The sequence below is a fragment of the Zobellia laminariae genome, assembly GCF_030553095.1.
Classification (GTDB): domain Bacteria; phylum Bacteroidota; class Bacteroidia; order Flavobacteriales; family Flavobacteriaceae; genus Zobellia; species Zobellia laminariae.
Window position 1 is genome coordinate 303,087 of sequence record NZ_CP130738.1, and the last position, 15,821, is coordinate 318,907.

The 15,821-nt window shown below is 34.6% G+C and carries 18 protein-coding genes and 1 pseudogene; 8 read left to right on the top strand and 11 right to left on the bottom strand.

Translation table 11 applies throughout. From position 1 onward, the window contains the following. Window positions 1–10 precede the first annotated feature (10 nt). Genes Q5W13_RS01540 through Q5W13_RS01550 form a run of 3 tightly spaced genes read left to right on the top strand, consistent with a single transcriptional unit; the run spans window position 11 to window position 924 of the window. Window positions 11–340, top strand: coding sequence for a YtxH domain-containing protein (locus tag Q5W13_RS01540; protein ID WP_304445142.1), 330 nt, complete (start codon window positions 11–13; stop codon window positions 338–340). 6 nt (window positions 341–346) lie between these two features. Continuing rightward, complete coding sequence (locus tag Q5W13_RS01545) at window positions 347–697, top strand: hypothetical protein (protein WP_304445143.1); 351 nt, start codon at window positions 347–349, stop codon at window positions 695–697. After that, entirely contained in the window at window positions 694–924 is a 231-nt protein-coding gene (locus tag Q5W13_RS01550; RefSeq protein ID WP_155597204.1) for a DUF6327 family protein, read from the top strand. The genes Q5W13_RS01545 and Q5W13_RS01550 overlap by 4 nt, the downstream gene beginning before the upstream one ends. A 21-nt stretch (window positions 925–945) precedes the next feature. On the opposite strand, the gene Q5W13_RS01555 is transcribed toward Q5W13_RS01550, so the two are convergent. From Q5W13_RS01555 to Q5W13_RS01600, 10 genes are all read right to left on the bottom strand, one after another. Further along, window positions 946–2,013: a response regulator gene (locus Q5W13_RS01555; RefSeq protein WP_304445144.1), complete on the bottom strand. Its 1,068-nt coding sequence runs from the start codon at window positions 2,011–2,013 to the stop codon at window positions 946–948. Further along, window positions 1,991–3,442: a PAS domain-containing sensor histidine kinase gene (locus Q5W13_RS01560; RefSeq protein ID WP_304445145.1), complete on the bottom strand. Its 1,452-nt coding sequence runs from the start codon at window positions 3,440–3,442 to the stop codon at window positions 1,991–1,993. The genes Q5W13_RS01555 and Q5W13_RS01560 overlap by 23 nt, the downstream gene beginning before the upstream one ends. A 95-nt stretch (window positions 3,443–3,537) precedes the next feature. After that, a complete protein-coding gene (locus Q5W13_RS01565) occupies window positions 3,538–5,268 on the bottom strand; it encodes a PAS domain S-box protein (protein WP_304445146.1) in 1,731 nt (576 codons plus the stop codon). Between the two features lie 242 nt (window positions 5,269–5,510). Further along, window positions 5,511–5,867 (bottom strand): patatin-like phospholipase family protein, encoded by a 357-nt coding sequence (locus Q5W13_RS01570; protein ID WP_304445147.1) that lies wholly within the window; start codon window positions 5,865–5,867, stop codon window positions 5,511–5,513. Window positions 5,868–5,880: 13 nt separating this feature from the next. Continuing rightward, entirely contained in the window at window positions 5,881–6,285 is a 405-nt protein-coding gene (locus Q5W13_RS01575) for a patatin-like phospholipase family protein (RefSeq protein WP_304445148.1), read from the bottom strand. Between the two features lie 67 nt (window positions 6,286–6,352). Beyond that, window positions 6,353–7,789, bottom strand: a complete 1,437-nt coding sequence (gene cls / locus Q5W13_RS01580; RefSeq protein WP_304445149.1) for a cardiolipin synthase — start codon at window positions 7,787–7,789, stop codon at window positions 6,353–6,355. A gap of 32 nt (window positions 7,790–7,821) precedes the next feature. Beyond that, window positions 7,822–8,412, bottom strand: coding sequence for a DUF6134 family protein (locus tag Q5W13_RS01585; RefSeq protein WP_304445150.1), 591 nt, complete (start codon window positions 8,410–8,412; stop codon window positions 7,822–7,824). 337 nt (window positions 8,413–8,749) lie between these two features. Further along, window positions 8,750–8,992, bottom strand: coding sequence for an Hsp20/alpha crystallin family protein (locus Q5W13_RS01590; RefSeq protein WP_304445151.1), 243 nt, complete (start codon window positions 8,990–8,992; stop codon window positions 8,750–8,752). Further along, a complete protein-coding gene (locus Q5W13_RS01595) occupies window positions 8,989–9,186 on the bottom strand; it encodes a hypothetical protein (RefSeq protein WP_304445152.1) in 198 nt (65 codons plus the stop codon). The genes Q5W13_RS01590 and Q5W13_RS01595 overlap by 4 nt, the downstream gene beginning before the upstream one ends. Before the next feature lie 115 nt (window positions 9,187–9,301). Continuing rightward, a complete protein-coding gene (locus tag Q5W13_RS01600) occupies window positions 9,302–9,706 on the bottom strand; it encodes a hypothetical protein (RefSeq protein ID WP_304445153.1) in 405 nt (134 codons plus the stop codon). A 92-nt stretch (window positions 9,707–9,798) separates the two neighbouring features. Between Q5W13_RS01600 and Q5W13_RS01605 the strand changes: the two are divergent. The 5 genes and pseudogenes from Q5W13_RS01605 to Q5W13_RS01625 all read left to right on the top strand — a co-directional run bounded on the left by Q5W13_RS01605 (window position 9,799) and on the right by Q5W13_RS01625 (window position 15,201). Further along, a pseudogene (locus Q5W13_RS01605) lies at window positions 9,799–11,309 on the top strand (sensor histidine kinase). A gap of 5 nt (window positions 11,310–11,314) precedes the next feature. After that, on the top strand, window positions 11,315–12,367 hold the full coding sequence (locus tag Q5W13_RS01610; protein WP_304445154.1) for a response regulator: 1,053 nt from the start codon (window positions 11,315–11,317) through the stop codon (window positions 12,365–12,367). Between the two features lie 95 nt (window positions 12,368–12,462). Beyond that, window positions 12,463–13,299 (top strand): universal stress protein, encoded by an 837-nt coding sequence (locus Q5W13_RS01615; RefSeq protein WP_304445155.1) that lies wholly within the window; start codon window positions 12,463–12,465, stop codon window positions 13,297–13,299. A 197-nt stretch (window positions 13,300–13,496) separates the two neighbouring features. Beyond that, a complete protein-coding gene (locus Q5W13_RS01620; protein WP_304445156.1) occupies window positions 13,497–14,339 on the top strand; it encodes a universal stress protein in 843 nt (280 codons plus the stop codon). A gap of 115 nt (window positions 14,340–14,454) precedes the next feature. Further along, the gene (locus Q5W13_RS01625; protein ID WP_304446586.1) at window positions 14,455–15,201 is read left to right on the top strand and encodes a universal stress protein; all 747 of its coding nucleotides are present in this window, start codon (window positions 14,455–14,457) and stop codon (window positions 15,199–15,201) included. Between the two features lie 65 nt (window positions 15,202–15,266). Here Q5W13_RS01625 and Q5W13_RS01630 read toward each other — a convergent pair whose 3' ends face one another. Then, window positions 15,267–15,593 carry a hypothetical protein gene (locus tag Q5W13_RS01630; protein ID WP_304445157.1) on the bottom strand — a complete coding sequence of 109 codons (327 nt, stop codon included), beginning with the start codon at window positions 15,591–15,593 and terminating at the stop codon, window positions 15,267–15,269. Between the last annotated feature and the right edge of the window lie 228 nt (window positions 15,594–15,821).

Sequence of the window (15,821 nt, forward strand, 5' to 3'; positions counted from 1 at the left end):
AACTTATATCATGGCAAACGATAGTGGAAATGTACTTCTAGCATTATTAACGGGAGCAGCAATTGGTGCAGGCTTCGGAATATTATATGCTCCTGAAAAAGGGGTTGAAACAAGACATAAAATCAAAGACAGAGCTTTGGAAGCCAAACATGATCTTTCTGATCGCGTAACACACGCCAAAGATGAGTTGACTAAAACAGTCAACGAAAAGAAGGAAGATTTTGAACGTAAATTAGATGAGACCATTAGCCATATGAGCTACAAAGCAGATGATATTATTGCTACTTTGGAACGCAAATTGGAAGAGCTTAAAAAGCAAAATGCACAACTACACAAATAATGCATTATGGCATTTGAAACATTAAAAAAAGACCTCGTTGATGTAGATACAGATATGAGGTCTTATCTTGAAACTAGCGAAGACTATTATAAACTAAAGGTTTTTAAGGTTCTAATGGGTACTGTTACGACAATAACGCAGTCCCTGTTCATTGGATCTGTAATTTTTCTTGCGTTATTTATGATATCTATTGGAGTATCTATTGCTCTTAATGAGGCTATGGGCAACTTCTATTCCGGGTTTTTAATTGTTGGTGCTTTCTATATTTTAGTTGCCATTTGCAGCTATGTTTTTAGAAATGTTCTCCACAGACCTTTATTACAAAATTTTTCGAAATATTATTTCAATAGACCATGACAAAAAAATATAGTTCATTTTCTGAAATAGATAACGATTTAAAAATTTTAAAGCTTAAGCGAGAAATTGCCAAAGAAAATTTGAAGCTTGATCTTAAAAGCACAAAAAGTCATTTAAGTCCAGCACAAATGGTAAGTACCACAAGTTTTGGTGTTAAACAATTAGCGGTAGATTTTGCTTTGAGCAAAGGGTTGGATTGGCTTCATAGGTTACGACGCAAACCATAGCTCAAAAACAACCTCTGCATACTACCCAAAATCTGCAACTTGCTGTAATTGTTTTTTATCCGAAAGGATAATTCTACGGGATTCACCCAGTTCTATCAATCCCTTATCCTTAAAACTTGAAAGTACACGTATTGCGGTCTCGGTAGCTGTACCTATTAAACCTGCAAAATCTTCCCTAGAAATACTAATACCCAAATTAGCATCTTTAATCAGCCCTTTGTCATATAATTCCAAAAGAGCTGTAGCTGCTCTTTTCCGAACCGAATCAAAAGCCATACCCATTAGCTGTTCTCTCATGTGCAACACATCATTAGAGACCATACCAATGAACTTATGTGATACTTCTTTATTATTGAATAAAAGTTGCGTGAAATCATTTTTAGGAATGGAGCATATCTCACAATTGGTAAGTGTTACGGCCGTCTCTGTATATAAGCCCGAATTACCCAAAACACATAGCTGACCTATAAAATCTCCGGCTTTGAACATACCCGTAACATACTCTTTGCCATTTTCATTGTGCTTGTATGTTTTAACTTCCCCACTGTGAATAAAATATAAATTGTGAGCCGAACCATCTTCCGAAAAAATCTCTTCTTTTGGTTTGTATCTGCTCAATTCTCTATCTTCAGAAAGATCTTTTAAGTTTTGATATTTTGAGGCTTCTTGAATAAATTCGTTGAGGCCTTGAACACTTCTCGAAAATTCCTTCCGTAAAAAAGAACTCTTTTTAAGCCTAGCCTCTATGGCCTCAATTAAATCTTCTGCTTCAAAAGGCTTGGTCAAGTAGTCATCTGCTCCCATGGTCATTCCTTTACGGAAATCTGCCTTTTCAGATTTAGCCGTTAGAAAAATAAACGGAATACTGGCAGTGGCTTGATCTTCACTTAATTGTTCAAAAACGCCGTAACCATCTAATTCTGGCATCATTATATCGCAGAGAATAATATCTGGTGTAAATAATCTTGCTTTTTCAACACCAATCTTACCGTTTTCTGCAGTAGTCACTTCATAATTCTCAAGTTCCAGAATTTCCGCGGTCATTTCGCGTACATCTAGATTGTCTTCAATAAGTAGTATTTTTTTCATTTTTCAATAGATTTAAGGGGAGTTCTATAGTAAAAGTTGTGCCTTGGTCAAGATTACTCTTAAAGGTAATATTTCCTTCCATTAAAAGAACATATTGCCTTACGATGTTCAACCCCAACCCGGTACCCTCATAATTAGCCGCATTTTTAGCTCTATAAAAACGCTGAAATAAATGAACTTGGTCTTCGGTAGGTATGCCAATACCTTGATCCGTAACTTCAATAAAAAGATTAGTGTTCTTAGTATCAATTTTCAGGGATATTTTTTTGTTCTCTTGTGAATATTTAATGGCGTTAGACAACAAATTATATACAATGTGCCTTAATAGTTTAGGATCAAGCTGCACATCTATATTGGATTGACTTTTGATAAACTCAATTACTTGACCTGCTTTTTTAACACCCTGTATCTCTTCTACCAAAGACTCTAAAAATTCAACCAAATCAAATAAAGCAGGTTGTGATATTACTTTTCCTTCTTCCAACTTACTCAATGATAAAAAGTCATTCAATATTCCTACTAAGTTCTTAACACTTACTTTTATCTTACTTATGTACTTAATTCTTTTTTCTTCTTGACCAACTTCATTCTGCCTTTCAATAAGATTTGTAGCAGAAAGTATGGTACTTAATGGAGTTCTAAACTCGTGTGAGGCCATTGAAATAAAGCGAGATTTCAATTCATTTAGCTCTTTTTCTTTTTCTAACGTATTCCTAATTTCAACTTCTACCCTTTTCTGATCAGAAATATTGTTGTAAACCAGTAATGCCCGTGTTACCACATGATCTTCATTAAATAAAGGGGTTGTATTTACCAAATAAGATATGTTCTCTACTTTTACTTCAAAAGAACAGTGCTCGCCTTTTAGCGTTTTCTGAACATTTTCCTTAACCTTTTTCTTAAGCTGAGTTGGTACATTACTTAATTCATCTATTCTTTTTCCAACTTGTATGGCTTCTCTAAACCCAACAGCATCTAGGTCTTCTCCTTCAATAAACACTACAGACATATTGAAATCTACTACGCCTACAAAACCCCTTGGAAAGTTTTTGAAAATGGTTTCTAGTAGCTTTTGACTGTCTATAGCACTATTCTCGGCAGTTTTGGTAATTTGTATTTGGTCTTCAAGACTTAAATTAGACTCTACCAATTTCTGAACCATATCCTTTAGCTCCACTGTCCGGTCAGCTACCTTACTTTCTAATGCTCCCGCATAAGCAGCCAATTCTTCCCTACTATTTTTCAAAGCAACGCCTTCATTATGTTGGTCAATAGCCACACTTGTAGCCTGCGTTATATTGTAGATGATTTCTTTTTCTGTATCAAGAGGTATTCTAGAAACGGGAAAATAAATAGCAAAGGTTCCTAACAGTTCCTTATTAGATGAAAATATAGGAAATGACCAGCAAGCTTTAATGTTCTCTTTCAAAGCCAAATCTCTGAAATTTTCCCACAGTGGATTATTAAACGTATCCGAAACGATTACTTCTTCTTTTAAATATGCTGTTGTACCAGAAGATCCATTTATGGACCTACAAACATATTTTCTATAGCTTTCGTATAGGTTTCAGACAGGTTGGGAGCTGCCAATTTTTCCAATTTTCCAGATATTTTATCCAATAAAAGAATAGAACCTTGGCAATTTGGAATGGCGGTCTCTATAGTCTCAATAATCTTATAAGCAATACTTTTTAGTGGTTCATGTTGAATAATCATATCCATAACATGAGACTGCCCTATTTTAAAGAACTCATTAATTTTGTGAGTAGTAACGTCATTTTGTACTCCAACAAAATGGGTCATTATCTTTTTGCTGTTATATATGGGCGTTATACTGATGTCATTCCAGAATAAAGAGCCATCTTTTCTATAGTTACGCAAAACCACGCGGCATGCTTCTCCTTTTTCAATGGCAACAGCCATTGTTTTAATTTCAATTTGCTCCTTATCTTCATCTTGTAGGAACCGGCAGTTTTTACCCATGAAATCTTCCTTCTCATACCCTGTTATTCTAGTAAAAGCTTCATTACCATAAATAATAGGAAAATCTGGCTTTTGGGTATCGCAAATAATAATTCCGCTAGCTGTGGCACCCAATGCACGATTACGGACATATAAAATATCTTCTATTGCCCTCTCTTGCGTGATATCTCTAATGATGGTCAATAGCTTATTTTTACCCATAGGAACAATCCTACCTTCATAAAACTGCCTTCCGTTTTCCCCATCAAAATTATACTCCACAAACTGAAGTTCTCCCGTTTCAATAGTTTTATCCATTCCTTTACGTACAGCCTCAGCAATATGAGCAGGCAACAGTTCATGTATATACCCACCTACCAAACCATCTGGTGAAGCAAAAAGTTTTTCAGGCTCTGGTGTATAGCTATCAAGAAATTTACCGTCATGATCTAGAATAAACGTCATGTCCGGCAATGCGTTTAACAAAGCCTTGTTCTTAGCTAAATTATCTTCTAGCCGCTGTTCTATTTCTTTTTGTTCGGTTATATCCTGTATGGTTCCAAACCATTCCAATGGTTCCCCAACAGCATCATAAGATGCCTTTCCATGAGCCGTGATATATCTTACCGTACCATCTTTTCTTACTATTCTTACTTTATTTGAAAAGGCCGTACCGTTTTCTATAGCAAAATCTACAGATGCTTTAGTCTCTTGCCGGTCATCAGGGTGAATAAAACTAATGGCTGTCTCTTTGGTAAGTTGCTTATCATAAGGTGGCAGGCCACATATTCTATAAAACTCATCAGACCAATTTCTTTCACCTGTTTTTAGATTCCAAAACCAACTGCCAATATGAGCAAGACTTTGAGCCTCGTTCATTTTTTCTGTATTGATAGCCGCTTTTTTCTGAGCTAATAATCGTTCTGTAATATCTACTACAAAAGCCACAACTAAATGCTCATCTTTTATTTCTGTAGGACTTAAACTTATTTCTAATGGAATTTGAACTCCATCTTTCTTAAGTCCCCATAAATCTTCTCCTTTTCCCATAGCCCTACTTGAGGGAGATTTCGCAAAACCTTTTCTATGATTTTCATGAGATTTTTCAAATTGATGCGGGATAAGATTTTCCACTTTTTTACCCACCAACTCCCCTAGTTCATAGCCAAACATTTTTTCAATAGAAGGATTTGCCTTGATAATTTTGCCTTGCTCATCTACAACCAAAATACCTTCTACCGAGGATTGAAATATACCTTTAAAAAGTTCACTATCGTTAAGTTTTTCTACCATATACGCAGGGTAAGAGTCTTTCTTTACAGACTAAATTAAGAAAAAGGAAAGGACTGCGGCAGAAGTTTAGTCCTAAAAAAACACACTCAAATACTAAGCCCCAATAGCTGAGATTGTATACGTTGCTTATTAATATTGGGGAAAGAGCGTCCATGTAGAGTTTTAACAAATATAAAGTTACCCTACCTTCAAAAATATGACACTTGTCATGTTTTAAACTTTATACCCTAGACTAAAACAAACTAGTTCTCTTTAACCGGAAATGTACCTCCGTTTTCATCAAGAATTCTCTTTGTGGTCAGGTAGCCTAAATCAAATATGGCATCAATACTGTTCATGTCAAACGTTCCATATTCCGATAGACCTTCTGGTAAGATAATCATATCACATTCGCCAAATTTCAACATAGATTCTGAAGCGGACTTTAGTTTATAAGCTCGCTCAACTACCGTATAGGAATGTTTTAAATCTTCTATTCTTATTTTCTTTAAAGCATTTACATAGCTTCCAATAATCTTATCGCATTTCTTTTTGAGTGGTTCTATGGGGAAATTGTTTAAAACGCCACCATCTATATAATAGGCATCCCCTATTTTCATAGGTGTGAACATCCTAAAATGTAGCCGAGGCAAGTACAGGGCGAATAACCTGCCCTTTATGAAACACTTTAAGAGTACCTCTTATAATATCTGTAGCAGTTACATAAAGTGGTTTTTTTAATGCACTAAAATCGTCCACAGGGAAGAATTTCTTGAAATTTTCATAATACTTTTCAGTATCAAAAAAGTAAGGTTTGCTGCGAGCGTAGTTTTGTGTACGAAATAAAGGAATGGTTTTAAAAAAATGTAATATTTCTGCCCAACTGGCACCACTTGCATAAAGTGCACCCACAACGGCCCCGGCACTTGTACCTGCAATATGTGTTGGAAAAATGCCGTGCTCTTCCAGAGCTTTTATAGCGCCTATGTGTGCTACACCCCTAATCCCTCCTCCAGAAAGTACAAGACCAATATTCATTTTTATTCTACTGGGTTATTAATATACAATATACCTGATATAAACGTATTAAAATTGGATTATCTCTTTACAAGACGGGACTAAAAACTTTGGCAAACCCCTCTTTCAGACGGTCTAATTTGGGTCTTTTTTTAAACTCATGATAATCCATTTGCTCGCTTATTTTACAGTCTCTCAAAAAATCGTGTTTCAGTTGTTCGGTAAGCTCTCTATCGTACGCCAAAATGTTTACCTCATAATTCTGCTCAAAGCTTCTGACATCTAAATTAGCAGTACCTATGGTTGTTAACTGATCATCCGAAAACATGACTTTACTATGTAAAAACCCTTCAGGATATAAATAAATTTTAATACCAGCCTCTAGAAAATTTTCAAAATACGATTGTACGCTCCACTTAACTAAAAAACTATCGGAATTGGAAGAAAGCAAAATCCTCACGTCTACACCGCCCAACGCAGCCACCTGTAAAGCTTCCATAATTGCCTCATAAGGTATGATATAAGGATTGATAATATACACGTACTTTTTAGCTCTGTTTATCAATGAAAAATAAAGTTGATGTACGGATGGAAAATCAGAATCCGGTCCGCTTGATACCGTTTGAACAATAGATTTCCCTATTTCCGGAATGGCAGTAAAATAGCTTAATGTTAGAATATCGTCCTTACCACTGGCAAAATTCCAATCCATAGCAAATACGGCTTGTAAACTATTTACTACGGGACCTCTCAGCCGTAAATGCATATCATGCCATGTTCCCAAAACAGGGTCTCCGTTAAGGTATTTATCCGATACATTAATACCGCCCGTAAATGCGGTAAGACCATCAACAATAACTATTTTTCTATGGTTTCTGTAGTTGATAGATGAGAGTAACCTCTTAAATCGTATGGGTAAAAAGCCGTACACCTCTATACCTGATTTCTTTAGATTATTTATATAAGTTTTGCTTAACGTATTACTTCCCAAGCCGTCATACAAAAAACGTACTTCTACACCTTCTTTTCTTTTCTTTTGTAAAATGGAAAGAAACCTATTTGCCAATTCGCCTTCCTCAAAAATATAATATTGAATGTGTATAAATCTTTGGGCACTTTCCATAGCCTCAAAAATAGCCTCAAAAGTTACCGGGCCATCTTTAAGCACCGTAAGTTCATTACCCTGACTAGGTAAAAAATTGGAGTTTTTAGCTATAAGCTTCACCAATTTTATGTGGCTTTTGATGGGAGCAGGAACGGTTAAATCTTCATCGTCATCAATATCATCATAATAGTCTTTGACCGTTTTGAGGTACGCTGTTATTTCTTCTGTCTTTTTAAGCCTGTAAAACTTGTTTTTACGTCTATTACGACCAAGAACATAGTAAAACAACATTCCACCAACAGGAATTGTAAAGATGGCCAAAAGCCAGCCCAAAGTCTTTGTGGGACGAATACCGTAAAGCAGTAACCTAACCACTAAGAAAAGGGCCAACGAAAAATAAATAATAAGAGCGATGGTCATATTCTGGGTATTAATTGAATGCGATATAAGGTTTACTCTCGGATACGTATTTTAAAGTTTACCAAGCCACCATCAATATCCGCTTCATGCAAAATACCATTTTTATAGAAGTAGACATTCTCTTTCCCATTAGCATTAATTTTCTTGTACTTATGATTTCCTAATGAAACAATAGTATTCATGGTACCATCTTGTTCAGAATAGCATTCTTTGATATTCTTTGGCTCCTTAAAATACATTAATACCGTGGTATATTGAATAGAGTCTTGTAAGGTACTTTCTTTTTTATCTTTTATAATTTCATATTGAGCATTTTTCCATAAGGTACTTGTTTCTGCATGTTCTCTACTATTAACAACAATGCTAACCTTGGCTTTTTTGAGCATGGACTTACTAAAAGTTACATCATATTTATAATCTATCTCTATTGTCCTCAACAGCTTGGTTTTAATACTCGTAAAACTCTGATATGTGGTTATAGTTCCTTTTGTTTTTTGGTGTGTGTCCAAACTACCAATTACCTTATCTTTCATAACTATGTCATAATATAGCTCAGTAGAATTAGAAACTGAATCACTACTAAAACCCATAAATAAGAGAATCCATATTAGATGCTTGAACATAATGCTTTTATTTATTTAAAAGAAGCTGTATTACAGTGCAAATTACTATTTATTACACAGTATGAGCCTGACATATATCATGAAAACATACCTATGCATTACTAGATATAGACTTGAAAATAACCATAAGATGATTTCTGAAAAAAAGTAATAAATCTAAGTTCCTATTAAAGTGATAAAGAACTTAAGTGGAATTGCCTATGACTCCGAGAAAATGAGAAGTGAGTTTTAGGTGGAGTTTCTAATACATAAAAAGAAAAAATGCCCTCAAATCTAACTTAATTACATGGACGCATCTAAGTTTTAATAGGAAGGCATTTCTAATGGTTAGTGCTTGCTAGTTAATCTCTACTGTTTTAGGTTCATGTTTTTTAGCGCTTTCTTTTTTAGCTAACTTAAATTTAAGAACGCCATCTTTATATGCTGCTTTAATTTCATCGTCCGAAACGCTTTCTGGTAGTCGAAGCGATTTTTTAAACGAGGTATAACTAAACTCCTTGCGGCTATAATTATCTTCGTCCTCTTCTTTTGAGTTTGAATTTTCTGCCGAAATGTTTAGACACCCATTCTCAACACTCACATTAAAATCTTTCTTCTCATAGCCAAAGGTGCGGCTAGTTCCACCTCAAAATTATCATCGTTTTCCTTTACATTCATGGCGGGTTCTTCAATTTTATTCAACCAAGAACCTCCATTAAAAAAATCATCGCTATTAAAGAAATCAGGAGTTACCAGATTTCCCCAAGGTTTTCTATCAAATTTTACTAGTGACATAATTCTAAAATTTTTAGTTAAACAATTACATGTAGCAAAAGTATTATAGTCTCGTGCTGATAAAAATGACATAAATCAGGTAATTGAAAAAAAATAATAAAATTTAAGCGCTAGATCAATCCCTTAAAAGCAATGCTAATTTGGCTAGAATAATAAGTTCTGCTTTGTTGGTTCCCGAAAATGATTTGGCTATGGAATGTGCGGTATCCACAATTAAAATTTTCACCTGTTCTGGAAAAAGTTTTAAATGTTCTGTATAATATTTTGTAAAATCTTCAAAACACTGTTCACTTTCCCTATCATTTTCCAATAGCCGGTCAAACACCGTTTCTATCTGGTAGGCAGCATCAGCGTTGTACCTATCTTCCATATCGTCAACAGCTAACCAACTCTCTCTTATAATCTCCTTTAGTTTATCTAGTTCTTTAATATGCACCGTACGGTCTGCTATGGCAATGGCATAAAACAGTTTTCCAAGATGTTGGTAGAATTCAATGCCTACTCTGTTAGGACTTAGCATTTTTGTATATTTAAAGTTTATGTGATTGAAAGTACATGGTATGCCCATTCTTTTCTATGACAAAAATCAGTTTAATGGTTTAACTTTATTTTATGAACATTTTTCAAAAAAACAGTGACATTTTCAATTTGCTTGCTGAGGGCGTTTCCGAAGGTATTATTGTTGTTAACAGAGATCAGGTCATTGTAACGTCAAATTCATCTGCAGAGGAAATGTTCGGCTATGAAAAAGGAGAACTTTTAGGAAAGCCTCTAGACACACTCATCCCCCAAAGGTATCACAAGCATCATGACCAGCATGTAGACCATTTTATTTCAAAAAGTGAGAAGCGACAAATGGGCCATGGTAGAGACTTGCACGGTATTCGTAAAAACAAAGAAGAATTTCCTGTAGAAGCAGGTTTAAATCCGTTTGAATTAGATGGCTCCGTTTTTGTAATGGCTTTGATCATAGATATTACGGAGCGTAAAAAGAGGGAACAGGAATTAAGTCATTGGGCACGGATATTCAATGAATCCTTAAATGAGATTTATACTTTTGATGCAACATCCTTTATCTTTAAAGATGTTAATAAAGCAGCACAGCACAATTTGGGTTATTCGTTGGACGAGCTCCAAAAAATGACACCTTTGGATATTAAACCTCATCTTAACCAATCAGAATTCGTAAAAATTATTGAACCTCTTCTAAATGACAATACGGGAAAAATAAAATTTGAGACTACCCATTTGAGAAAAGATGGTTCTACTTACCCCGTAGAGGTGCATCTACAACTTTCCAATACTGGCCAAAACCAGAGTTTTGTGGCTATGATTTTGGATATCACAGAACGAAAAAATTATACTGAAAACTTAGAAAGAACAGTTCAAAAACGCACCCTGCAACTAACGGAGGCCTTGGAAAAAGAAAAAGAATTGAACGAACTAAAAACACGATTTTTATCTTTGGTTTCCCATGAATTTAAAACACCCCTAAGTAGCATCCTCACTTCCATTACATTATTGGGCAAATACAAACTAACAGAACAGCAGGAAAAACGCGATAAACATGTAACCACCATCCGCAAAAAAGTAAAATATCTGGATACTATTTTGAACGACTTCCTTTCTGTGGAACGATTAGAATCCGGAAAAGTCAATTATAATATTGAGGAATTTCCGTTAAGTAAATTGGTAAATGAGGTAGTGTACGACGCAAATATGCTGCTCAAAGCCGGACAGAAAATACATTACCCCGAAAATATAGATGACGTATTCATTAAGTTTGATGAAAAAACTCTTGAACTTGTACTTTCAAACCTAATACATAATGCCATAAAATATTCGCCAGAAGACTCTACTATAGATGTGTTGGTGAAAGATAACCTCAGTACTATAGATTTACAGGTCATTGATAAAGGTATTGGGATTCCAAAAGAAGACCAGAAATATATTTTGACCGCTATTTCAGGGCAGAAAATGCCCTTTTGACACAAGGCACCGGAATAGGTTTAAACATTGCAAAACAACACTTAGAAAATTTGGGAGCTACCCTTAATTTCACCAGTACACAAGACAAGGGTTCTATATTTACCGTAGGCATACCAAAAGAACACAAAACCTAGAAAAAATGAAAACTATTTTATTGATTGAGGATGACAGAGCGCTGCGGGAAAACACCGAGGAACTTCTGGAGCTTTCCAACTATAACGTAATTACCGCTCCAAATGGTAAAGTGGGTATTCAACTAGGTATAGAAAAATTACCGGATATCATTATTTGCGATATTATGATGCCAGAAGTAGACGGTTATGGCGTTCTAAAAAACCTGTCTTCCGATGAAAGAACCAAGCACATTCCATTTATATTCTTATCTGCAATAACGGAGCATAAGGAAATTAGAAAAGGAATGGATTTGGGTGCTGACGATTATTTGACCAAACCTTTTGAGGAAGATGACTTGATAAGTGCCGTAGAAAGCAGGTTGGCAAAGGCTAAACTATTAGGTGGTATGATTGGCGATGGAACTTTAAAGCCAGAAGCTTCCGAAGAAGAGATGCGTACCCTAGAGGAACTAAAAGCCTTTTTTAATCAAAATGGAGAGGTTTCAAGCTTTGGCATAGGAAATACTATTTTTAAAGAAGGTTCCCGATCAGACACCATATACCTTGTTTTAAAAGGCCTTATAAAAGGGCATACCATGGATGAAGATGGCAAAGAATTAATTACTTCCTTATACCACGCCGATGATTTTTTGGGATTCACTTCTTTTGTGAGTCAGATTCCCTATCAAGAATCCGCTACCGTTATTGAAGATGTTGAGCTAGCCGCTATTTCTAATCAAAATCTACAGGAAATTTTGAAAAAAAACAATAGTATTTCCTTACAACTTATGGAACTTCTTTCCCAAAATATTACCGAAATAAAAGCGCAATTATTTCAAATGGCCTACAGTTCCGTTCGGAGAAAAACGGCCCAAACGCTCATACAGTTTGCCCAGGTAATGAAAACAAATACTGAAGGTTCTATCAAAATTTCTAGAAGTGATTTGGCCAGTGTAGCAGGCATTGCTACAGAAAGTCTAATCAGAACACTATCAGGTTTTAAAAAGGAGGGGCTTATTGAAATTGAGGGACGGAATATTAAAATAAAAGAATTAAAAGCACTTCAATATGTAAATTAGGAATTGCTGCATTTTTATATCAAAAATTTGAGGCATGATAAATATCATATTTTAAAAATAGACACCGCTCTATCTTTGGTTTGTAGCTTAAACTAATGCAAACTATACTCATACCTACAGACTTTTCCCATAATTCTTGGAACGCACTTGCCTATGCAGTTAAATTGTTCAAGGATGTGCCTTGTAATTTTTATATTCTTCATGTAGGTGCTTTAAGCCAATCTAGCGTAAAAGGCAACTCGTTTTCGTTACCTATGAGTAAAATAACTCCTTCCATAAAGGAGAAGTTAGAAGATGTATTTCAAAGAATAAAGCAATTGCCCATTAATAAAGAACACCACTTTGTTGCGCTACAAGATTATGGTAATCTAGTTAGTATTTTACGGAAGACCGTAGAAGAAAAAAAAATAGATCTTATTGTCATGGGAACCAAGGGTGCATCTGGCATTCAAGAATCTGTAATAGGAAGTAATACGGGAGATGTTATAACCAAAGTGGCCTGCAACCTTTTGGTAGTTCCGGAGAATGCTAAATTTAACAGTCCCAAAGAAATAGCTTTTCCCACAGACTATAATATTTTTTATTCTCATGCTATTTTAGAAACCATATCTAAAGTACTGCATATGTGCAAGGCCAATCTGCAGGTCATACATGTATCTAATATAAAAAAAGAGCTCAACGCCACACAAAAAACAAATAAGACTTATCTACAAGATTATCTAGAAGAACTTTTCGCAAAATCCCATAGTTTTCATACCTTAAAAGATAAAAATGTAAAGACTGCCATAGATACATTCACTAAAACTGGAAATATCGATATGGTAATCATGGTTGCCAAAAACCTTAACTTTCTGCAACAATTGTTGTTTGATTCTACTATAGAAAAATTAAGTTTCCATACTACGCTGCCCTTGCTGGTATTACATGAATAACCTTTTTTCCTTCATCTCATTTAAAACCTTAGCCTTAACACGTCAATTATAGACATAAGGGTACAAACACTTAGTTTATTAATTACTTCTCGCTCCTTTAATTTTTGTAATAAAGTTTAACTACTACGACTGATATAAATCATAGGTTTTGTGTTTATACAGGACTACTTTAGAGTAGACTTCTAAACAACTGACAAATGAGAACTGTATTAATTCCTACCGATTTTTCAGACAATGCAATGCACGCAATAAACTATGCATTGAATCTCTATAAATGCGAACACACTACTTTTTATTTTCTTCACGCCTATGCAGATGAAGTTTATGGACCATTTAAGAAAAGCGGAGTATCTATTAACGCAACTGAAAAAATTGTAAAAAATAAAACGGAAGAAGCCCTTAAAAAACTAATCTTAGAAGTCAAGAATAAAACCCATAACCCAAAACATTCTTATGAATCAGTGTCTTCTTTTGAGTCTTTGGTAGATTCTGTTAATGATTTTGTCAATAAGGCCAATATAGATTTGGTTGTTATGGGCACCCAAGGTCAAAAGGCTGATAAGAAAATTACTTTTGGAAGCCATACCGTACAGATATTCAAATATGTGAAATGTCCTGTTTTGGCTATTCCACAAAACTATACATACCAAAAACCTAAAAAAATATTGTTTCCAACAGATTACATGCTGCCTTACAAAAGACGAGAATTGCGCCTTTTAAACGATATAGCGGCCGAATATAAATCTGAAATACATTGTCTTTACATCTCAGATTTTGAGGATTTGAGTTATAGACAGCTAGACAATAAGCGATTTTTAGAAGAAACCTTACCTAATTCCTACCCTTATTTTGAAAGAACGCCCGTAAAAAATAAAGCTGAAGCAATAATAGAATACATCTCGCAGAACAAAATGAATTTATTGGTGATGGTAAACGCTAGACATTCGTTTTTGGAAGATATGTTATATAGATCTACTGTAGATGATTTAGGTCTGGATTTAAAACTGCCGTTTTTGGTAATGCAGAATTTACCGCGGTAAAACCAAAAATGTAAGATTATGAAAAGAATCCTATTACCCACAGATTTTTCAAATAATTAATGCCCTATTTACGGCCGTAAAGGTTTATGCCAATGTAGAATGCCAATTTTATTTACTGCATACCTATGAGCCCAATGCGTTAAATTTACTTGGCCGAAAAAACGAAAAACGTCTTGGAGTCATCTACAATTCATTAGCAGAATATTCAACACAAGAATTGAGGAAGATTTTGGATTATTTACATAAAAATCACAACAATCCAAGCCATAGCTTTGAGTGTATTTCAAAATCTCGAGTTTTAGAGGAAGCTATTCAAGAAATTATACCCACCAAGGATATTGATATTGTTGTGATGGGCACTCAAGGAGCAACGGGTGCCAAGGAGATTTTTATGGGAAGTAATGCGGTAAAAGTTCTTAAGAAAATTAAAAACTACCCTGTGTTGGTAGTCCCCTCCGAATATAATTTTCAAAATTTGAAAACATTGGTCCTACCCACCAATTATACTCAAACCTATAGAAAACAACAACTATCTGCCCTAACCGAATTGGTTACAATTTGGAACGCCAAAATACAGATTTTACACGTAACTGCAGAGTTTGAGCTAAATGATATACAAAATGATAATCGCGAAGTTTTAAAGAATTATTTTTCAACTTTGGACTATTCCTTTTATAATGCTGAATTTGAAGAAGACATATCCCATAGTATTGAAAAGTATTTATCAAAAAATACAGTGGATCTAATGGCGATGATACGTTACGAACATACGTTTTGGGAGAAAGTTATTGGCGAACCGGTTATAAAGAAGATAACTTTTCATTCTAAAATACCAGTTTTAATACTTCCAGAATATGAATGAATTACAGAGCTATAAATTTTAAAATAACAATATAAATACGGGTTAAAAACAAAAAGTTACACTTTTCATAAACTTTCTGGTTTTTCTCTTTGCCAAGTTATTGGCGGATAGGGTTTTCTTCCCCTTGCTTGATAAATTGGTAAACTTTCCTTTCTATTGGCAGCTGCTTTTTTTGAAAATTGATTTGTATGGCTTTGAATAGGATGACCAATTCTATTCAATTCCTTTTTTACTTGATCAAATGCCTTCTGGTTATTGTATAGGAAACCAATGACACCTTGCTCTATATCTACATCAATAATCCTAATGTTCAATATGCGACTCAAATTACGCACCACAACATCTTTACTGGCGTTGGAATCCAAATTTTTAAGAGTTGCTAGAGCTTTCATGGTTTCTGAATTTTGGGTAATTTAAATTAAAGCATGCATGCAAAAAATGATATATATCAGTTCAATAGAAAAAGTGTTGTTTTATTTTATATTTCAATTCTCATAAACTGTTTGGCTCTTTATTGAAATTTCTTTTCTTCCCTCATTTTTCAAAAGCTTGTTTCCGTTGCCGTATGATATTTATCATTGCCAGAAAGATAAATGCCGATTACTTTTAGAATACCATAC